The sequence below is a fragment of the Hymenobacter persicinus genome (assembly GCF_004167665.1).
GTDB lineage: Bacteria > Bacteroidota > Bacteroidia > Cytophagales > Hymenobacteraceae > Hymenobacter > Hymenobacter persicinus.
This window is the reverse complement of sequence record NZ_SEWE01000014.1, coordinates 1-15710: the sequence shown is the minus strand read 5'-3', so window position 1 is coordinate 15710 and position 15710 is coordinate 1. Positions and strand designations below refer to the sequence as shown.

Annotated in this window: 13 protein-coding genes; 5 read left to right on the top strand and 8 right to left on the bottom strand. The window is 64.5% G+C overall.

Translation table 11 applies throughout. The features are described 5' to 3' along the window. Nucleotides 1-272: 272 nt before the first annotated feature. Both EWM57_RS08625 and EWM57_RS08620 read left to right on the top strand, forming a co-directional pair. Complete coding sequence (locus EWM57_RS08625; protein WP_129920740.1) at nt 273-1172, top strand: cyanophycinase; 900 nt, start codon at nt 273-275, stop codon at nt 1170-1172. 231 nt (nt 1173-1403) lie between these two features. After that, on the top strand, nt 1404-1757 hold the full coding sequence (locus tag EWM57_RS08620; RefSeq protein WP_129920739.1) for an STAS domain-containing protein: 354 nt from the start codon (nt 1404-1406) through the stop codon (nt 1755-1757). Between the two features lie 9 nt (nt 1758-1766). On the opposite strand, the gene EWM57_RS08615 is transcribed toward EWM57_RS08620, so the two are convergent. The 6 genes from EWM57_RS08615 to EWM57_RS08590 all read right to left on the bottom strand — a co-directional run bounded on the left by EWM57_RS08615 (nt 1767) and on the right by EWM57_RS08590 (nt 8809). After that, nucleotides 1767-2462, bottom strand: coding sequence for a DUF1345 domain-containing protein (locus EWM57_RS08615; RefSeq protein ID WP_129920738.1), 696 nt, complete (start codon nt 2460-2462; stop codon nt 1767-1769). A gap of 39 nt (nt 2463-2501) precedes the next feature. Continuing rightward, entirely contained in the window at nt 2502-3812 is a 1311-nt protein-coding gene (locus EWM57_RS08610; protein ID WP_129920737.1) for a sensor histidine kinase, read from the bottom strand. Nucleotides 3813-3892: 80 nt separating this feature from the next. Beyond that, nucleotides 3893-5275 (bottom strand): sigma-54-dependent transcriptional regulator, encoded by a 1383-nt coding sequence (locus EWM57_RS08605; RefSeq protein WP_129920736.1) that lies wholly within the window; start codon nt 5273-5275, stop codon nt 3893-3895. Nucleotides 5276-5373: 98 nt separating this feature from the next. Further along, complete coding sequence (locus tag EWM57_RS08600; protein ID WP_129920735.1) at nt 5374-6576, bottom strand: ABC transporter permease; 1203 nt, start codon at nt 6574-6576, stop codon at nt 5374-5376. A 115-nt stretch (nt 6577-6691) separates the two neighbouring features. Next, nucleotides 6692-7957 carry an ABC transporter permease gene (locus EWM57_RS08595; RefSeq protein WP_129920734.1) on the bottom strand — a complete coding sequence of 422 codons (1266 nt, stop codon included), beginning with the start codon at nt 7955-7957 and terminating at the stop codon, nt 6692-6694. Nucleotides 7958-8080: 123 nt separating this feature from the next. Beyond that, on the bottom strand, nt 8081-8809 hold the full coding sequence (locus tag EWM57_RS08590) for an ABC transporter ATP-binding protein (RefSeq protein ID WP_394345408.1): 729 nt from the start codon (nt 8807-8809) through the stop codon (nt 8081-8083). Between the two features lie 306 nt (nt 8810-9115). On the opposite strand from EWM57_RS08590, the gene EWM57_RS08585 reads away from it, so the two are divergent. Further along, entirely contained in the window at nt 9116-9511 is a 396-nt protein-coding gene (locus EWM57_RS08585) for a YybH family protein (protein ID WP_129920733.1), read from the top strand. Nucleotides 9512-9682: 171 nt separating this feature from the next. Here the strand turns inward: EWM57_RS08585 and EWM57_RS08580 are convergent, their stop codons facing one another. Beyond that, entirely contained in the window at nt 9683-11131 is a 1449-nt protein-coding gene (locus EWM57_RS08580) for a TolC family protein (RefSeq protein ID WP_129920732.1), read from the bottom strand. A 3252-nt stretch (nt 11132-14383) separates the two neighbouring features. Then, nucleotides 14384-14758, bottom strand: coding sequence for a hypothetical protein (locus EWM57_RS21555; RefSeq protein WP_242510022.1), 375 nt, complete (start codon nt 14756-14758; stop codon nt 14384-14386). Between the two features lie 210 nt (nt 14759-14968). Here EWM57_RS21555 and EWM57_RS21550 point away from each other — a divergent pair, with 210 nt between their 5' ends. Both EWM57_RS21550 and EWM57_RS08570 read left to right on the top strand, forming a co-directional pair. Next, complete coding sequence (locus tag EWM57_RS21550; RefSeq protein ID WP_242510021.1) at nt 14969-15199, top strand: hypothetical protein; 231 nt, start codon at nt 14969-14971, stop codon at nt 15197-15199. Nucleotides 15200-15210: 11 nt separating this feature from the next. Next, on the top strand, nt 15211-15710 hold a 500-nt coding region (locus EWM57_RS08570; protein WP_129920731.1), incomplete at its 3' end, for a hypothetical protein.

Genomic DNA, 15710 nt, shown 5'->3' with positions numbered 1-15710 from the left:
CTAGACGTGTCGCCGCAAGTGGCCCTCCGCATATATACTGATCTTACCGGGTAGACTACGGATTTTCGCCCGGCCCCCGCGCCGACTACGCCCGGCGGCGCACAGTTCCTTTACGGGCTAACGAACTCATATTCACACCACAGCTGGCGTAGAAGGAAGCGTAGTTCGCTCTTCCGCCGCCCGGCCACGCAGATGGGCCGACGGCAACCCGCGGGGGCTGCCGCTCGAATTATGGGCATCGTTCTCTGACGTTTTGCCTTATTCCACTCCGCATGTCTACTCGCAAAAAGTCTTCTTCCCCAGCCCCTGCCGACTCTGCCTGCCCCGTTCCCCGAGGTATTCTGATTGCCGTGGGCGGCCACGAAAACAAGGGCGAAGTACCCGAGAAAGGCTCCAACCAGGACCGGAACCGCAATTTCGTTACCGACGGCATTCTGCAGCGCTTCGTTGAGGAGCTTTCCGGCGACAACCCACTGATTCTGGTGGTGCCCACCGCCTCGTCGGAGCCCGAGGAGGCCGCCCGCAACTACCGCGAGGTGTTTCACCACCTGGGCAGTCGGCGCGTGGTCACGCTCGAGGTGCTCACCCGCGCCGATGCTAACAAGCCGGAAAGCCTGGACTTGGTGGAGCAAGCCGCCGGCTTCTGGTTTACGGGCGGCGACCAGCTGCGCCTGACGGCCATCTTGGGCGGTACGCGGCTGCTCCAGCGCCTGAAGGAGCGCTACACCCACGAGCGAATTGTCATTGGCGGCACCAGCGCCGGCGCCACGGCCATGTCGACGCCCATGATTTACGAGGGCCGCAACGACGCGGGCTTCCGCAAGGGCGAAATTGCTATTACCACCGGGCTGCAGTTTCTGCACGACGTGGCCGTCGACACCCACTTCATTGCCCGGGGCCGCATAGCGCGCATGGCCCAGATTATTGCCACCAACCCCACCTGCCTGGGTCTGGGCCTGGAAGAAGACACGGGCGTGGTGGTGCGGGAAGGCTACCAGATTGAGGTTATCGGCAGCGGCCTGGTTACGGTGCTGGAAGGCAACGAGTGCACGGCCACCAACATCTACGACATCGGCAACGACACCCCCTTTTCCATCCGCAACCTGCGCCTGCACCTGCTCAGCGCCGGGGAGCAGTACGCGCTGCCCCTGCCGCCCGCCATTCACCGCTAGCCCCCCGCTTCGTCCAGCCCCGGGCCGGCTAGGCAAAGCGAGGGGCTAAACCAGCTAAATAGCACGTTGATAGTCTGCATGTTGAAAAAACTGTGCGCAGCGGTACGGCTTACGGGCAGCATGACCTAAGTGCCGGCGGCAACGTATACCAACCTACGCCCTATTTCGCGCTAATCCACTGTTGCTGAACTGCTTTCTACCGAACCCGCTTTCTACCAAACTCCTATCCTCATGCCCGCGCTGGAAGTTTATCACGAAATTCTGCCCGACAGCTATTTGCTGATCTTGGCCGAAAACGCCGAGCTGCCCGAAGAGGTGGCCCTGGCCAAGCTGCTGCGGCAGGCGGCCCGCAGCGGCAAATCCTACATCTGGATTGACTGCAGCCACATTCACCAGCTTTCCCAGCAGGCCCTGACGCTGCTGCTCAGGTACTACCAGCGCCTGCGTCGCCGCCACATGCCGCTCGTCCTCTGCCACCTCGACGAAGGGCTGCAGCAGCTATTCCGGAAGCTGCCCGATACCACCCGCCCCCCTATCGTCCCGACCCTGCTCGACGCCGACGCCTACTGTCACGCCCACGCCTAGCGCGCCGGCCTAGAGGACGCCTGCCACGCCGCTGATGCTCAGCGCCACCACGGCCGTATTGAAGCCAAACGAGAGAATACCGTGCAGTAGCGCCATGCGCCGCAGGTGCCGGCTGCTGATGCCCACGTCGGCGGTCTGGGCGGTCATGCCCACCACAAAGGAGAAGTAGGCGAAGTCCAGGTAATCGGGGTCCTGCTCGCCGCCGGGAAACTCGAGGCCGCCCTCCTGTCCGTTGGCGTGGCCGCCGGGATTGTAGAAAATATGGGCGTAGCGCAGCGTAAACACGCTGTGCAGCAGCAGCCAGGCCAGCGCTACGGCCGCCACTGCAATGCCCGCGTGCGTGAGCAGCTCCGCGGGCGGCAGGGCGTGAATGGTACGCAGCAGCAGCACCACGCCCAGAAAGCTGGCGCAGGCCCCGCAGACGATAAACACAAAGGACGCCACCCGGCCGGGGTCTTCACTGGTGGCCACGCTGCGGATATGGTCGGGGGCGGCGGTGAGGATGGCCGCCCAGAGCAGCAGCAGGGACGCGGCGGCAAAAGCATCCCAGCCCGCCACCAGCCGGCCGGTCAGGTGGGTGTCGGCGGGCGCGAGCTGGTAGGCCCCGAACCCCAGCGCCAAGGCAATCAGAATGCGCCAGAGCGCGGCAAGGGCCCCGAGGCGGTGCAGGGCGCGAAACAGCAGGGAGCGGGAACGAGCAGGCATGACGCGAAAGGTCGGCGAAAAAACCGGCTTTCCGCCGTTTTACTCCGTTGCCCGCAGCCAGATGGTGAAGGCCGTCAGGCCGTCAGCCTGGGTTTCGAGCCGGAACCGGAAGCCGTGCTGGAGCAGAATGTCGCGGATGAGGGTGAGGCCGATGCCCTGCCCGTCGCGCTTGGTGCTGAAAAAGGGCGTAAAGAGCCGCTGCTGCACGTCGGGCGCAATGCCGGGGCCGTCGTTGAGCACTACCAGCGTGGGCGGCTCGGCGGTGGTGCGGATGGTCAGGTTGCCGTTTTCGCCGATGGCTTCGAGGGCATTTTTGACAATATTGAGCACGGCCTGCTCGAGCTGCTGGTGGTCGAGGCTCACCCAGAGCGGCCCGGGCGCCAGCTCCCAGTGCCAGCGGATATGGCGGTTTTCGCTCGGTACCAGCAGCAGGCGGCAAATGGCCCGCAGCAGCTCGTGCACGTCGCAGGGCCGGCGGTTGGGCGCGGGCAGGCGCACGAGGTTGGCGAAGTTGGCAATGAAGTTGGCCAGGTGGGTGTTGCGGCCAATGGACACCTCCAGGGCCTCGGTGAAGTCGGGCTGGTCGGCGGGGCGCAGCTGGGGGGTGTAGTGCGCGAAGCTTTGCAGGATGGAGTTGATGGCGCCGATGGAGTTGTTGATTTCGTGCGACATCATCCGGATCAGCTGCTCGTAAGCCTGCTTTTCCTGCCGGATCAGCTCCTGGGTCAGCTCCTCCAGCAGAATGAAGTTGCGGGAAAAGCCCCGGTCGAGGAAGTGGGAGCAGTGGGCCCGGTACGTCTGGATGCCCGAAAGCCGCACCACCTGGCCCGTGCCCGCCGACAACGTGCCCAGCGCCGCGCCCCAGGCGCCGGGCAGCTCCCCGGGGCGGAGGCCCAGCACGGCGGCGGCGGGCAGCTGCAGATACTGGGCGGCGGCCGGATTCAGGGTTTCGATGCGGCCCTCGAAGTCGAGCAGCAGCACCCCGGCCGGGGAGGCCTGCAGCAAACGCTCCAGCAGAAAGCTTTTCTCGTGCTGGGTCACGCGCTCCTGGCGCAACTCGTCAATCATGTCGTTGTAAACGTTGATGAGCTGGTCCATTTCGCGCTGGCCCACGGGCACAAACTTCATGGAGAAGTCCTTGCTGCGAATGGCTTCGGTGCCGGCCGCAATCAGCTGGAAGGGCCGCACAAAGCCCCGGTAGAGCTGCACGGTGAGGTAGACGGAGGCCAGCAGCACAAGCTCCAGGCAGATGAACAGCGGGGCGTTGGTGCGCATCACCTGCGCGGCCAGCACGATGAGCACGCCGTGAATCAGGGTTACGAAAAGCAGAAACTGGGCGCGCAGGGTCATGTAGGCAAGGTAGGGCTTCCGCCAGCAGCCGGCTCTCCGCCGCAGCCGGGAGAACTGGAACAAGCGTTATCCTTCGGACATCAGCTGCCTTTCTCGGCGTCGAACGGAATGGCGTATTTTTCCAGTCGGCGGTACAAGGCGCCCCGGCTAAGGCCCAGGGCCTTGGCCACCCGGCTCACGTTGCCGCCGTAAAACTCCATGGACTTGCGGATCATCTGGGCTTCGAGCTCGTCGAGGGTCATGGAACCCACGGCGGGCAGCTCCCCGGCGGGCCGGGCGGGCGCCTTGTGAAACTGGGCCTGGAAGTCCTCGGGGCCCAGCTCATCCTTGCCGCTGACCAGCACGGCCCGCTCCACCAGGTTTTTCAATTCCCGGATGTTGCCCGGCAACGGCAGCTCGCGCAGCCAGTGCAAAGCCCGGGTGCCCACCTTCAGGGCCGGGCGGTGGTAGGTGGTGCGCAGGTTCTGCACAAAGTGGTTGACGAGCAGCGGAATGTCGTCGGGCCGCTCGCGCAGGGCCGGTAGGCGCACGGTTATCAGGTTGATGCGGTAGAACAGATCTTCGCGGAAGCGGCCTTCCTGCACCAGCTCGGCCAGGTTGCGGTTGGTGGCGCAGATCACGCGGATGTCGAGGCTGCGGGCGCGGCTGTCGCCGAGCACCTCGTAGGTGCGGTCCTGGAGCACGCGCAGCAGCTTCACCTGGGAGCTTATATCTAGCTCCCCGATTTCGTCGAGGAAGATGGTACCCTTGTTGGCCAGCTCGAAGCGGCCCACCCGGTCGGTTTTGGCGTCGGTGAAGGCCCCGCGGCGGTGCCCGAACATCTCACTCTCGAAGAGCGAGGCCGAGATGCCGCCCAGGTTGACTTTCACGAAGGGCTGCTGGCGGCGGTGGCTGTTGTGGTGGATAGCCTCGGCAATAAGCTCCTTACCGGTGCCACTTTCGCCCTCAATGAGCACGGAGGCATCGGTGGCGGCCACCTGGCCCACGTTGCGCAGCAGCTGCAACAGCTGGGCGTCCTGCCCCACGATGCTGCGGAAGTTAAACTGCCGGTCCAGGTCGCGGCGGCTCAGGGCGGCGCTGCCGGCGGCGGGAGCCTCGTGCAGACTCAGGATGGTGCGGATGGTTTGGAGCAGCGCGTCGTTGTTCCAGGGCTTGGTCACAAACTCGGCGGCCCCGGCCTTGATGCCTTCCACGGCCAGGGTGATGGAGCCCCAGCCCGTAATCAGAATCACGGGCAGCTGGGGGGCCACCTGCTTCACCTGGCCCAGCAGCTGCAGGCCGTCGTGGCCGGAGGTTTCCAGCGAGTAGTTCATGTCCATCAGCACCAGCTGCGGGGGCGTGGCCTCCACCACCTGCAGGGCTTCGGCGGGCGTGGCTACGGCCCGGGTAGCGTAGCCGGCCTGCTTGAGCAGCAGCCCCAGCGAGGTCCGGACGGCCAGATCATCATCAACTATTAAAATCATAGGGCAGGAACGAAGGACGGAAAAGGGCGGCAAAAAATCGAGCACCGGCCGGGGATTCGCGCCGGCAACCCGGAAAAGGCGGTAAAAATGGCCGCGGATTACTCTTCCCGCAAGGCTACGGCGGGCTGGATGGCGGCGGCCAGCCGGCTAGGCTGCCAGGCGCAGATGGCCGTAATGGCATACACCGCCGCCGCCGCTGCGCCAATGGCCATCAGGTAGGGCTGCGCGGGCAGGTTGAAAGCGTGGAGCAGCGGAAACTGCGCCGCCAGCATCCCCCCCAGCAGTACCCCAAACGTCGTCACTACCATCATCTCGCCCAGAAACTGCCAGCCGATGCCCGCGCCCGTGGCGCCCATGGCCCGGCGCAGACCAATTTCGGCCCGACGCTGGCTGATGTTGTACCACAGCACCCCGAATAGCCCCAGCGCTCCGTTAACGATGAGAAACAAGCCGATGATGCACAGCCCCACCACCGGCACCAACGTGTAGCGGCGGCGGTGCAGGCGCTCGTCGTTGATTACGCGCACCTGGCTGGTCCACTGGCGCGTGACGCCGGCCACGGTGCGGGCAATTTTTTCCTGCAATTCGCCGGCCGAGCCGGGAGCCACGCGCACCAGCACATTGGCCGTTTCCCAATGGGTCGTGTCGTAGGGCAGCAGGCGCTGCCACATCGAGGGAATGGGAGCTGAAAAGTCGCTTTCCATGCGCACCGGGTCGACCACGCCGGTCACCAGAAACTGGTCCTGGTAATTGATGGGGTCTTTGCCAGGGTTTTCCCAGGTGAAGATTTTGCCCAGGGCCGGACCATTGCCGAACAGGCTTTCGCGCAGGTCCTGGCTGATGACGACCGGGCGGTGGTGGCTGCCGTCGTCGATGGGCGCAAACCAACGGCCCTCGCGCAAGTGCAACCGCATCACCTGGTTGTACTGGTCGTCGGCATGGTAGTAATTAGTCACCGGCGACTTCTTGCCTTGGTACTCAAACACCGAGTTGTTGGTGTTGAAGATGAACGGGACGTTGCCGCTGGTGAGGGCCACCATGCGCACGCCGGGTACGGCCTGCACCTGGCGCAGCACGTCGTCGAGCTCGGCGCGGGGCATTTTCCGGTTCTGGCCGGCGCGCACTTCCAGCCGCCACACCTGGTCGTAGTCGAAGCCGTGCGGGGCCAGGAAATTCCGGGCCGCGGTGATGAGCACCGCCCCCACCCCGAACAGCACGACGAAGGAGAAAAATATTTCGGAAATCAGCAGCGCATTGGCCTGCTTGCGGTTCCAGATAAGAGTGAAGAGGTGGCGGAGCATACGGTGAAATGGGGAGTTGTGAAATAGGGAGTTGCGAATTGACAAGGCGTTGATTTTGATGAGGACCGCTGCAGCGCGCAGCGCATCAGACTCACCATCTCGCCATTTCACCAACTCACTTCTGCTCGCCGCCGCCGCCGCGCAGGGCGGCCACGGGGTTCAGGCGCGACATTTTCCAGGCCGGGTACACGCCGCTCATCAAGCCAAAAACCAGGGTGAGCAGCATGCCCCAGCCAAACACCGACCAGCTCAGGGTGAAGTGCGCGTAGGCCACTGGGTGGGCCTCGTTCACCAGGGCCAGGGCCCCGGCGGCCAGCGCCAGCCCCAGCAGCCCGCCCACCAAAGCCAGCACCACGTTCTCGACCAGAAACTGGCCCACCAGGTTGCCGCCCGTGGCCCCGAAGGCCTTGCGCACCCCAATCTCGCCCGAGCGCTCCAGGATGCGGGTCACGTTCAGGTTCACCAGGTTCAGGGCCGGCAGCAGCATAAACAGCAACGCCAGGCCGCTCACTATGGCGTAAAAAACATCGAGGTTGTCGTCGTCCACGGTCTGGTCCTGGTAGTTGAGCAGCCCTCGGGTGATACCCGCCAGCATGGGGTCGGCGTAGGAATACACGGCCTTCACTTCCTTCGGATTCGGGATTTCCACCCGCCGCATCATCTGGCGGTATTCCTCGCGCACGGCCGGTACCGCCGCCGCCGAGGGCGCCAGCAGCACCGGCAGAAACACGCCGTTGAGGCGGTTGTCTTTGTAGTAGTCCGCGCTCAGGGTGTAGGGCAGCCACACGTCGGCGTAGGCATACACGCGCGCGGCCGATACATTGCGCACCACGCCCGCCACGCGGTAGCGCTTCAGGTCAATTTCGATGGTGCGCCCCACCACGGCGGAGCTGCCGAAGTAGGCGCGGGCCGTAGCTTCGTTGATGACGCACACCGGCTGAGCCTGCTGCACTTCGGCCCCGGTAAAGGCCCGCCCGCCCAGAAAGTCAAAGTCCATGATGCGCCAGAGGTTGCCGTCGGTGTAGGCTACGTCCAGCGGCAGCAGCTTGCTCTTGGTAAAGGCCGTGGCGTTGACCACCCCCGTGCAGATGCCCACCAGCTCCGGCGTTTTCATTTTCCGCACGTAGTCGTCCACGAAATGAATGCTTGCCGGCATGTTCATCCAGCCGTGGTCGTCCTGGCGCTGGTGCCGGATGACGTTCACGAACAGCAGGCGGTCCACGCGCTTTATCGGTGTACCCGGGCCCACCAGGTGGTCGAACATGGCCATGACCACCAGCAGAATCATCAGCGTGAAGCTGACGCCGAACAGGTTGATGACGGCAAAGAACTTTCGGCGCATGAGCACCTTCCAGGCAATTTTGAGGTAGCTGAGAAGCATACGTTGGATGGTGAGAGGGTGAGATGGTGAAGTGGTGAGTTGGATGTTTTGGCGGCGTGGTTCTGCGCCAATGGTGCCGGCGGAATCATAGCGCACCAGTTCACCGACTCACCATTTCACCGCTTAGCTGACCTGGCTGCCGTCGAAGAAGCGGATGACGCGCTCCGTTTTCTGGGCCTGGTGCTCGTCGTGGGTGACCATCACGATGGTCACGCCATCTTCCCGGTTCAGGGTCAGCAGCAGGTCCATGATTTCCTCGCCCATTACCGAGTCGAGGTTACCGGTGGGCTCGTCGGCCAGAATCAGTTCGGGGCCGCCGGCCAGAGCCCGGGCAATGGCCACGCGCTGGCGCTGCCCACCCGAGAGCTGGCTGGGAAAGTGATTGGTGCGGGCGCTGAGGCCTACTTTGTCGAGGGCGGCCAGGGCGCGCTGCTGCCGTTCTTTGCCCCCCACCCCGGACCGGTACAGCAGGGGCAGCTCCACGTTGTCGAGTACCGAAAGGTCGTTGATGAGGTGGTAGCTCTGGAAGACGAAGCCGATTTTCTGGTTGCGCAACGCGGCCAGCTCCCGGTCGGAGTAGGCCGCCACGGGGCGCCCATCGATTTCGACGGTGCCGCTGGTGGGCTCGTCGAGCAGGCCGATGATGCTCAGCAGCGTGGACTTACCGCACCCGCTGGGGCCCATAATAGACACGAACTCGCCCTTGCCGATGGTCAGGTTGACGCGGTTCAGGGCCACCGTCTCGATGGTTTTGGTTTGGTAGATCTTCTCGATATCGGTGAGCTTGAGAATGGCCGGGGCCGTGGCGGCGTCGGGCAGCGGGCGGACTTGGGAAACGGAGGCGAGGCTCATGGCAAAAGCAGTTAGGGACCTAGGAAAGCTGTCCGGTTTTGCGCGCCCCGACAGCAGATTCCCCAGAGTATTGCCAAGCGCTGTGCCAACACCAAAACTCGTTAATCAACAGCTATTTACCTTAAAATCACCCGCACTACGGCCGGCCGAATCTGTCCGAAAACGGACAACGTGTTCGAATCCGGGGCGGGACTGGTCAGTTTCGGCCAGCCGGGCCCACAGCAGCCGCCCGATTCAGTTTTTATTACCACTGATTCTTTGCATCTTACCCTTACCGCAGTTTTCACCAACCTAATCCCACCAGCTATGCTCACTACCACGACCAGCATCCGCGACGAAATCCGGCATGCCAACGACACGTTTGAAGCCAGCTTCGCCCGGGGCGACGCGGCGGCCATTGCCCGCCTCTACACCAGCACCGGCGTGCTGCTGCCCACGGGCATGGAGCCCATCGAGGGCGCGGCAGGTATCCAGGCCTTTTGGCAGGGCGCCATGGAAATGGGCATCAAGCAGGTGAAGCTCAAAACCCGGGACGTGGAGGAGCTCGAAGACACGGCCATCGAGCTGGGCACCTACACGCTCTTCAGCGAGAATGGCCAGCAGCTGGATCAGGGCAAGTACCTCGTGGTGTGGAAAGAGCAGCAGGGCCACTGGATGCTGCACCAGGATATCTGGAACAGCAGCCTGCCGGCTACGGCCTAGCCGCTGCACCCGCCCGGTTTGCATTCTGCCCCCAACACAAAGCCCTTTACCACCGCGGCGGTAAAGGGCTTTTTATAACCTAATGCGAGCTAAAGCAGAGGCCACTCTCTACTCGCTCTGACTGTGGATAAACACGAGTAATAAACTGTATAATAGAAGGATAAACAAAAGCTAGAGCCGCGTTTCAAACAGCGCCTGCTGGCCGGCAAAGTCGTAGAGGGTGAGGGCGCGCAGGCGGTAGTGAGCCACCCAGCCCGCCCGCAGTGCCCCGATGTAGGCGCGCTTGGCTTGGTCTTTCTCGGCCTGGGCAATGTTGAGGTCGGTCAGGCTCGTGCGGCCGATTTTATAGGTGGCCTGGGCAATATCGTAGCGGCGCTGGGCCAGGGAATCAGCCTGGGCCGCCAGCGTCACCTGCCCCTGCAGGCTGCTGAGTTGGGCGGCTTGGGTCAGCACGGTTTGCTCAAACGTGGCTTGCTCCTGGGCCACGGTGTGCTGCACCAGCTCCCGGCTCAACTCCGCCGACTTCACCACCGCTTTCTGCCGGCCCCAGTCGATTACCGGCACGGCGAAGCCCAGGCTGACTTGCTGCTGCTGCTGGGGGTTGGCGTAGGTGGTCCAGAAGCTCTGGGCGCTGTTCACGTAGCCCAAGTTAGCCTGGAGCGTGGCCTGGAAACCCGTGCTGCCCCGAGCCTGGGCCACGTCACTTTCGGCCTGCAGCAGGCGGCGGCGGAAGGCCAGCGGCTCGCGCCGGTTCTGGCGGGCCTGCGCCAGGGCCTGCTCCGGGTCCACCACCGCCCGGGGCGGGGTGGCGGGCACGGCCAGGCGCAGCGTGGCGGCGGGCAGCCCCGAGTAGCTTTGCAGGGTGAGGGCCGCGTTTTCGGCATCGAGGCCGGCCTGCACCAGCGCCTGGCGGGCATTGAGCACATTGAGTTCCAGCAGCAGCAGGTCGCTCTGCGAAAGGCGGCCCAGCTGAAACCGCTCCTGCCCCAGGCGGTACATTTCCGCGGTGGCCTGCACGTTTTGCCGGGCCACGTCGGCATTGACCTGCTGCAACAACACGTCGAAATATAGCTCCGTGATACGCTGGGCAATGTTTTCGCGCTCCTCCACGTATTGTCGGCCCGCTTCCTCGTAGCGCAACGGCTCAAGGCGGCGGGCCCAGCGCAGGCCGTTGAAGCGCCCGATGGGCTGGGCAAGGCCGATGCCCACCGGCTGGTTGTTGTAGAGTCGGGCGCTGCGGTTGAAGTCGTCAAAGCGCTGCACGGCCGAGCTCACGGACACCTGTCCCCCGGTGAGTCCGATGGCCTGGGTCAGGGTCAGGCCCAGGTTGGCGTTGTTGATGCGCACGGCCCGAAAATCGATGGTGCCGTCGGGCTGCACCACCGGTGAAATTACCCGGCTGAAGTTGGGCACCACGCCCTGCAGAGCCAGCTGGGGCCGATAATTGGCTTGGTAGGCCCGGTACTGCCAGTGGCTGACTTCGCGGGCGGTAGTGGCCTGCCGGGCCACGGCCGACTGCCCCAGCGCCAGCCCGATAACGTCCTGCAGTTCGATGGCCGACTGCGCCGAGGCCGGGCCGGTCAGCGTCAGCAGCAGTCCGAGCGCCAATAATGCCTTCATGAGGTAGTTGCTAGAGTCTTACTAGCCGAGCGGGGTGGCCGCTGGCTACTGTCCGATTTCGTGCAGGGTATGCCGGAGTTCAGCACCTATCCTTCAAGGCGCATACCAAATCAGCAAACCACTCATAATCAATTTATTACATCAAATCTTGTTTTATCCAGGCACCCGGCCGTCGTCCGGAAACGGACAGGGTGTTCGAAAACAGCAGCGCGGGCAGCCCGCGGAGAAGCCACCGGGTTGCCGGTTGCGTGGCAAGTGGCTGGCCAACACCGGAGAATCATCTTCCAAATGTTCTTTTTCCGCTACAGCCCCATTCCGGTCTAGGGCGCCTTGCGGATGCCATCCTTGCTCAGCGCGCTGAAACATCTTTTTCTTGTATAAAAGTTATATTTAATATTTTTATAATTATATAAATATCATTAATAGGCAAGCTTCTACTCAAATAAATAATTGCATAATTTTACTTATTATTTTGACTTATTTAACATATATATGCACTTTATGTCAGAATAGTGACATAAAAACACTCTTATATCACAAAAAAACCCACACCTTATGAACACGTGGACCCGTTTTGCGCCTCAGCTGAGGCTCTTATTGGTGGCTGGGTGTGTATCGGTGGCTAATCTGGGGTATGCCCAGACTGGCATCGGCACGCGCACCCCCGATCCATCTGCTGCCCTCGACATTTCGAGCAGCAACCGCGGCCTGCTGATTCCACGCGTCGCCCTTACTTCGGCCGCCGATAACACCACCGTGGCCAACCCGGCGACCGGGCTGATGATTTTCAATACCAGCAGTGCGCTGCCGGGGGGCGCGGGCCTGTATTACAATGCCGGCGGAACCGGGGCCAAAGGCGACGCGCCCGTGAGCTGGGTGCGGGTCGTTACCAGCAGCGCCCCGGTCGGCGTCGAGAAATGGCATACGGTCAGCGCGGCCCCCCTGCCCAACAATCCGGGCGCCGAAAAGGCCGCCGCCAAACTGGACTACATTCAGAACCAGACCACGGCCGACCAGTCCGCGGCCTTCCGCATCGACGGCTCCGGCTCATTGGGCGGCACGCTAAAAGTGGTCGGCAACACCACCCTCTCGACTTTGGGCGGCGGCGGTAAGCGCATGGTGGTGGCGGATAACAACGGGCTGCTGTCGGCTCAGCCGCTCGACCAGCTCACCCTGACCGGCCTCACGCTCCGCTTAAACGCTACCAATGCCGTCACCCTGCCCACCATTGCTGGACCTGCTGGACCGGCGGGGCCTAAAGGGGACCCGGGAACGGCTGGAGCAGCTGGAGCGCAGGGGCCGCAAGGTATTCAGGGAACAGCCGGAGCGGCGGGCCCGGCGGGCGCAGCCGGTCCGGCCGGAGCTACTGGGGCGGCGGGTCCCGTGGGTCCGCAGGGTCTGCAAGGCCCTACCGGACCCGCCGGAGCGAAGGGCGATATTGGGCTTACGGGCCCAGCTGGCCCCCAGGGCACGCAAGGTCCCAAAGGGGATGCCGGCACCAATGGCTTAAATGGCGCTACCGGCCCGGCTGGCCCTCAGGGCCTTACCGGGGCTACGGGTCCCCAGGGTCCCGCTGGTCCGAAAGGCGACAACGGCACTAATGGCCTTAACGGCGTAGCCGGGCCGGTTGGTCCGGCTGGCCCCGCCGGCTCCCAGGGCGCGACGGGCCCGAAAGGTGATAAAGGCGACAACGGCACGAACGGGCTGAACGGCGCCACGGGTGCTCAGGGCCCGCAAGGTCTGACCGGCGCCACCGGCCCGCAGGGCCCGGCGGGTCCTCAAGGCGCTAACGGCACCAACGGCCTCAACGGCGCTACCGGTGCGGCCGGCCCGATGGGTGCCACGGGGCCCCAGGGGCCTGCGGGCCCCAAAGGTGACAACGGCACCAACGGCCTTAACGGCGTAGCCGGCCCTGCTGGCGCTACCGGCCCGCAGGGTGCCAAAGGCGACAAGGGGGACACCGGCGACACTGGTCCGCAGGGCGCAATTGGGATGATGGGTCCGCAAGGTGCTACGGGTGCTGCCGGCCCCCAGGGCCAGAAAGGTGACACGGGAACTACGGGGCCAATGGGAGCAACAGGTCCAGTGGGGCCAACCGGCGCTACCGGGGCCGCGGGCGCGAAAGGTGATAAGGGCGACCAAGGCGAAATCGGGCCACAAGGTGTGGCGGGCCCCATGGGTGCCACGGGTTCCGTCGGCGCAGTGGGTGCAACGGGTGCCACGGGTCCCAGAGGTGAACAAGGGGTAGCTGGTCCCCAAGGCGAAACGGGAGCAGCTGGCCCCGCCGGCCCGCAGGGCAACATTGGCCCGGCCGGTGCTCAGGGCCCGCAAGGCGATACCGGCGCGACCGGACCAGTAGGCCCAATAGGAGCTACCGGAGCCACGGGTGCTACCGGGGCCACTGGGCCGCAGGGTGAAATTGGTCCGATGGGTTCCACCGGACCGCAGGGCGTTGCTGGACCAATCGGCCCAATTGGCCCGCAGGGCGAACGGGGGGAGACCGGGGCTACTGGCCCACAAGGCGAGCAGGGTGCTGTTGGTCCAATGGGTGCCACGGGCCCGGCAGGTGCTAAGGGTGACCAGGGCGCTACCGGAGCCACGGGAGCTGCCGGGCCGCAGGGCGAACAGGGAGTTGCTGGCCCAATGGGTGCGACCGGGCAGACGGGTGCCACTGGCTCTGCCGGGCCAATGGGTAGCCAAGGTCCGAAAGGTGATACCGGCGAACAGGGAGTAGCCGGCCCACAAGGCGCCGTAGGTCCTCAGGGAGCTACCGGTGATATGGGTCCCGCCGGCCCGGCAGGTCCGCAGGGGGAAGTTGGCGCTACTGGCCCCGCCGGTCCAAAAGGAGAAACCGGGGCCATAGGTGCCGCTGGTGCGAAAGGTGACAAAGGAGATACGGGTGAGGCCGGACCGGCTGGCCCTCAGGGAGCCACGGGTGCCATTGGCGCAACCGGTGCCCAGGGCCCACAAGGCGAAACGGGTGCAACGGGCGCCGCCGGAGCGAAGGGCGACAAGGGAGACCAGGGCGACATTGGTCCCCAAGGCCCTGCTGGCGCTCAAGGTGAGCAGGGCGTAGCCGGCGCCGCTGGCCCGCAAGGCGACACCGGCGCAACCGGACCAGCAGGCCCAATAGGAGCTACCGGAGCCACGGGGCCAATGGGTCCACAAGGCGCCGTTGGTGCAGCTGGCCCGCAGGGTGAGCGGGGCGAAACCGGCGCTACCGGTGCCACGGGCGCAACTGGTGCCCAGGGCTCACAAGGCGAAGTAGGTCCAACCGGAGCCACGGGTGCCGCCGGCGCCAAAGGTGACCAAGGAGAGATTGGCCCGCAAGGCCCCGCCGGTGCCAAAGGCGACCAGGGTGTGCAAGGTGTCGCCGGTGCGGCAGGTCCACAAGGCGAAGTCGGACCGGCAGGTGCCACGGGGGCTCAGGGTCCGCAAGGGGAAACCGGTGCTACGGGTGCCATGGGCCCGCAGGGCGTTGCTGGACCAGTTGGCCCAGCCGGCCCGCAGGGTGAACGGGGCGAAACCGGTTCTGTCGGCCCACAAGGCGCAACTGGCCCACAGGGTGAGCAAGGCGCTGTGGGCGCAACTGGCGCCCAAGGCCCAGCCGGCGCTAAAGGAGACCAAGGAATTCAGGGCGTAGCCGGGCCCGCAGGACCCACTGGCGCAACAGGCGCTAAAGGTGATCAAGGCGCTCAGGGCCTGACAGGGCCGGTTGGGCCTACCGGAGCTACGGGGGCTACTGGCACGACCGGACCGGCTGGTGCTACGGGCGCCACTGGGCCAGCTGGGCCAGCTGGGCCAGTAGCTGCCACGGTCAACCCCACGACAGTAGCGGTGAACGGCTCAACTGATTTAAACACGGCATTCAGCGTGGCCAATTACGTAACCCTGAAAGGAGGAAGCGCAACCACCGCTACGTTGCCGACGACCAACAATACGACCGGGCGTATCATTTACTTACGTAATGATACCGGTAGAGCCTTGACGCTCAACACTACCCTGACGCTGGCCATTGGTCAGACGCGCATGTTCATCTACGACGGCACCACTTGGGTTGCCATCTAATGCGCAGGACCATGAACCGATACTTTAACTACTTCGAACCGCCCAAGCTGCTGGCTCTGCTGGTGCTGTGCTGGGCGCTGGTTCCGCAGGCCGGCCGGGCGCAGGCCCTCTACAACGGCCCCGGCGGGGTGCTGACCATTGCCGACTCCCTGCGCTACCTGCGCGGCGACGTCGAAAATGCCGGGGAGCTGAGCCTGCTGACTGCCCAGGATCAGCCGCTCAGCCGCCTCTTCATCGACGAGGGCGACCTGCGTAATGCTCCTGGAGCCCGCTGGGACGCTGGCCGCAGCACCGTGGTGTTGCTGGGCCTAGGCACAGCGCCCCACGTGCTGAGCATGCACGGCGCGGCGCTGTTCAACCTGCGCCTCGATAATCCCGCGGGTACCACGCTCGAATCGGATGCCACGGTGCTCGGCACGCTCAAGCTGGCCGGCGGCAACCTGCTCACGGCCGAAAACGCTAGTCTGCGGCTGGGAGCCGCGGCCACCGTGCAGGGCGCCGCCGGGGGTCG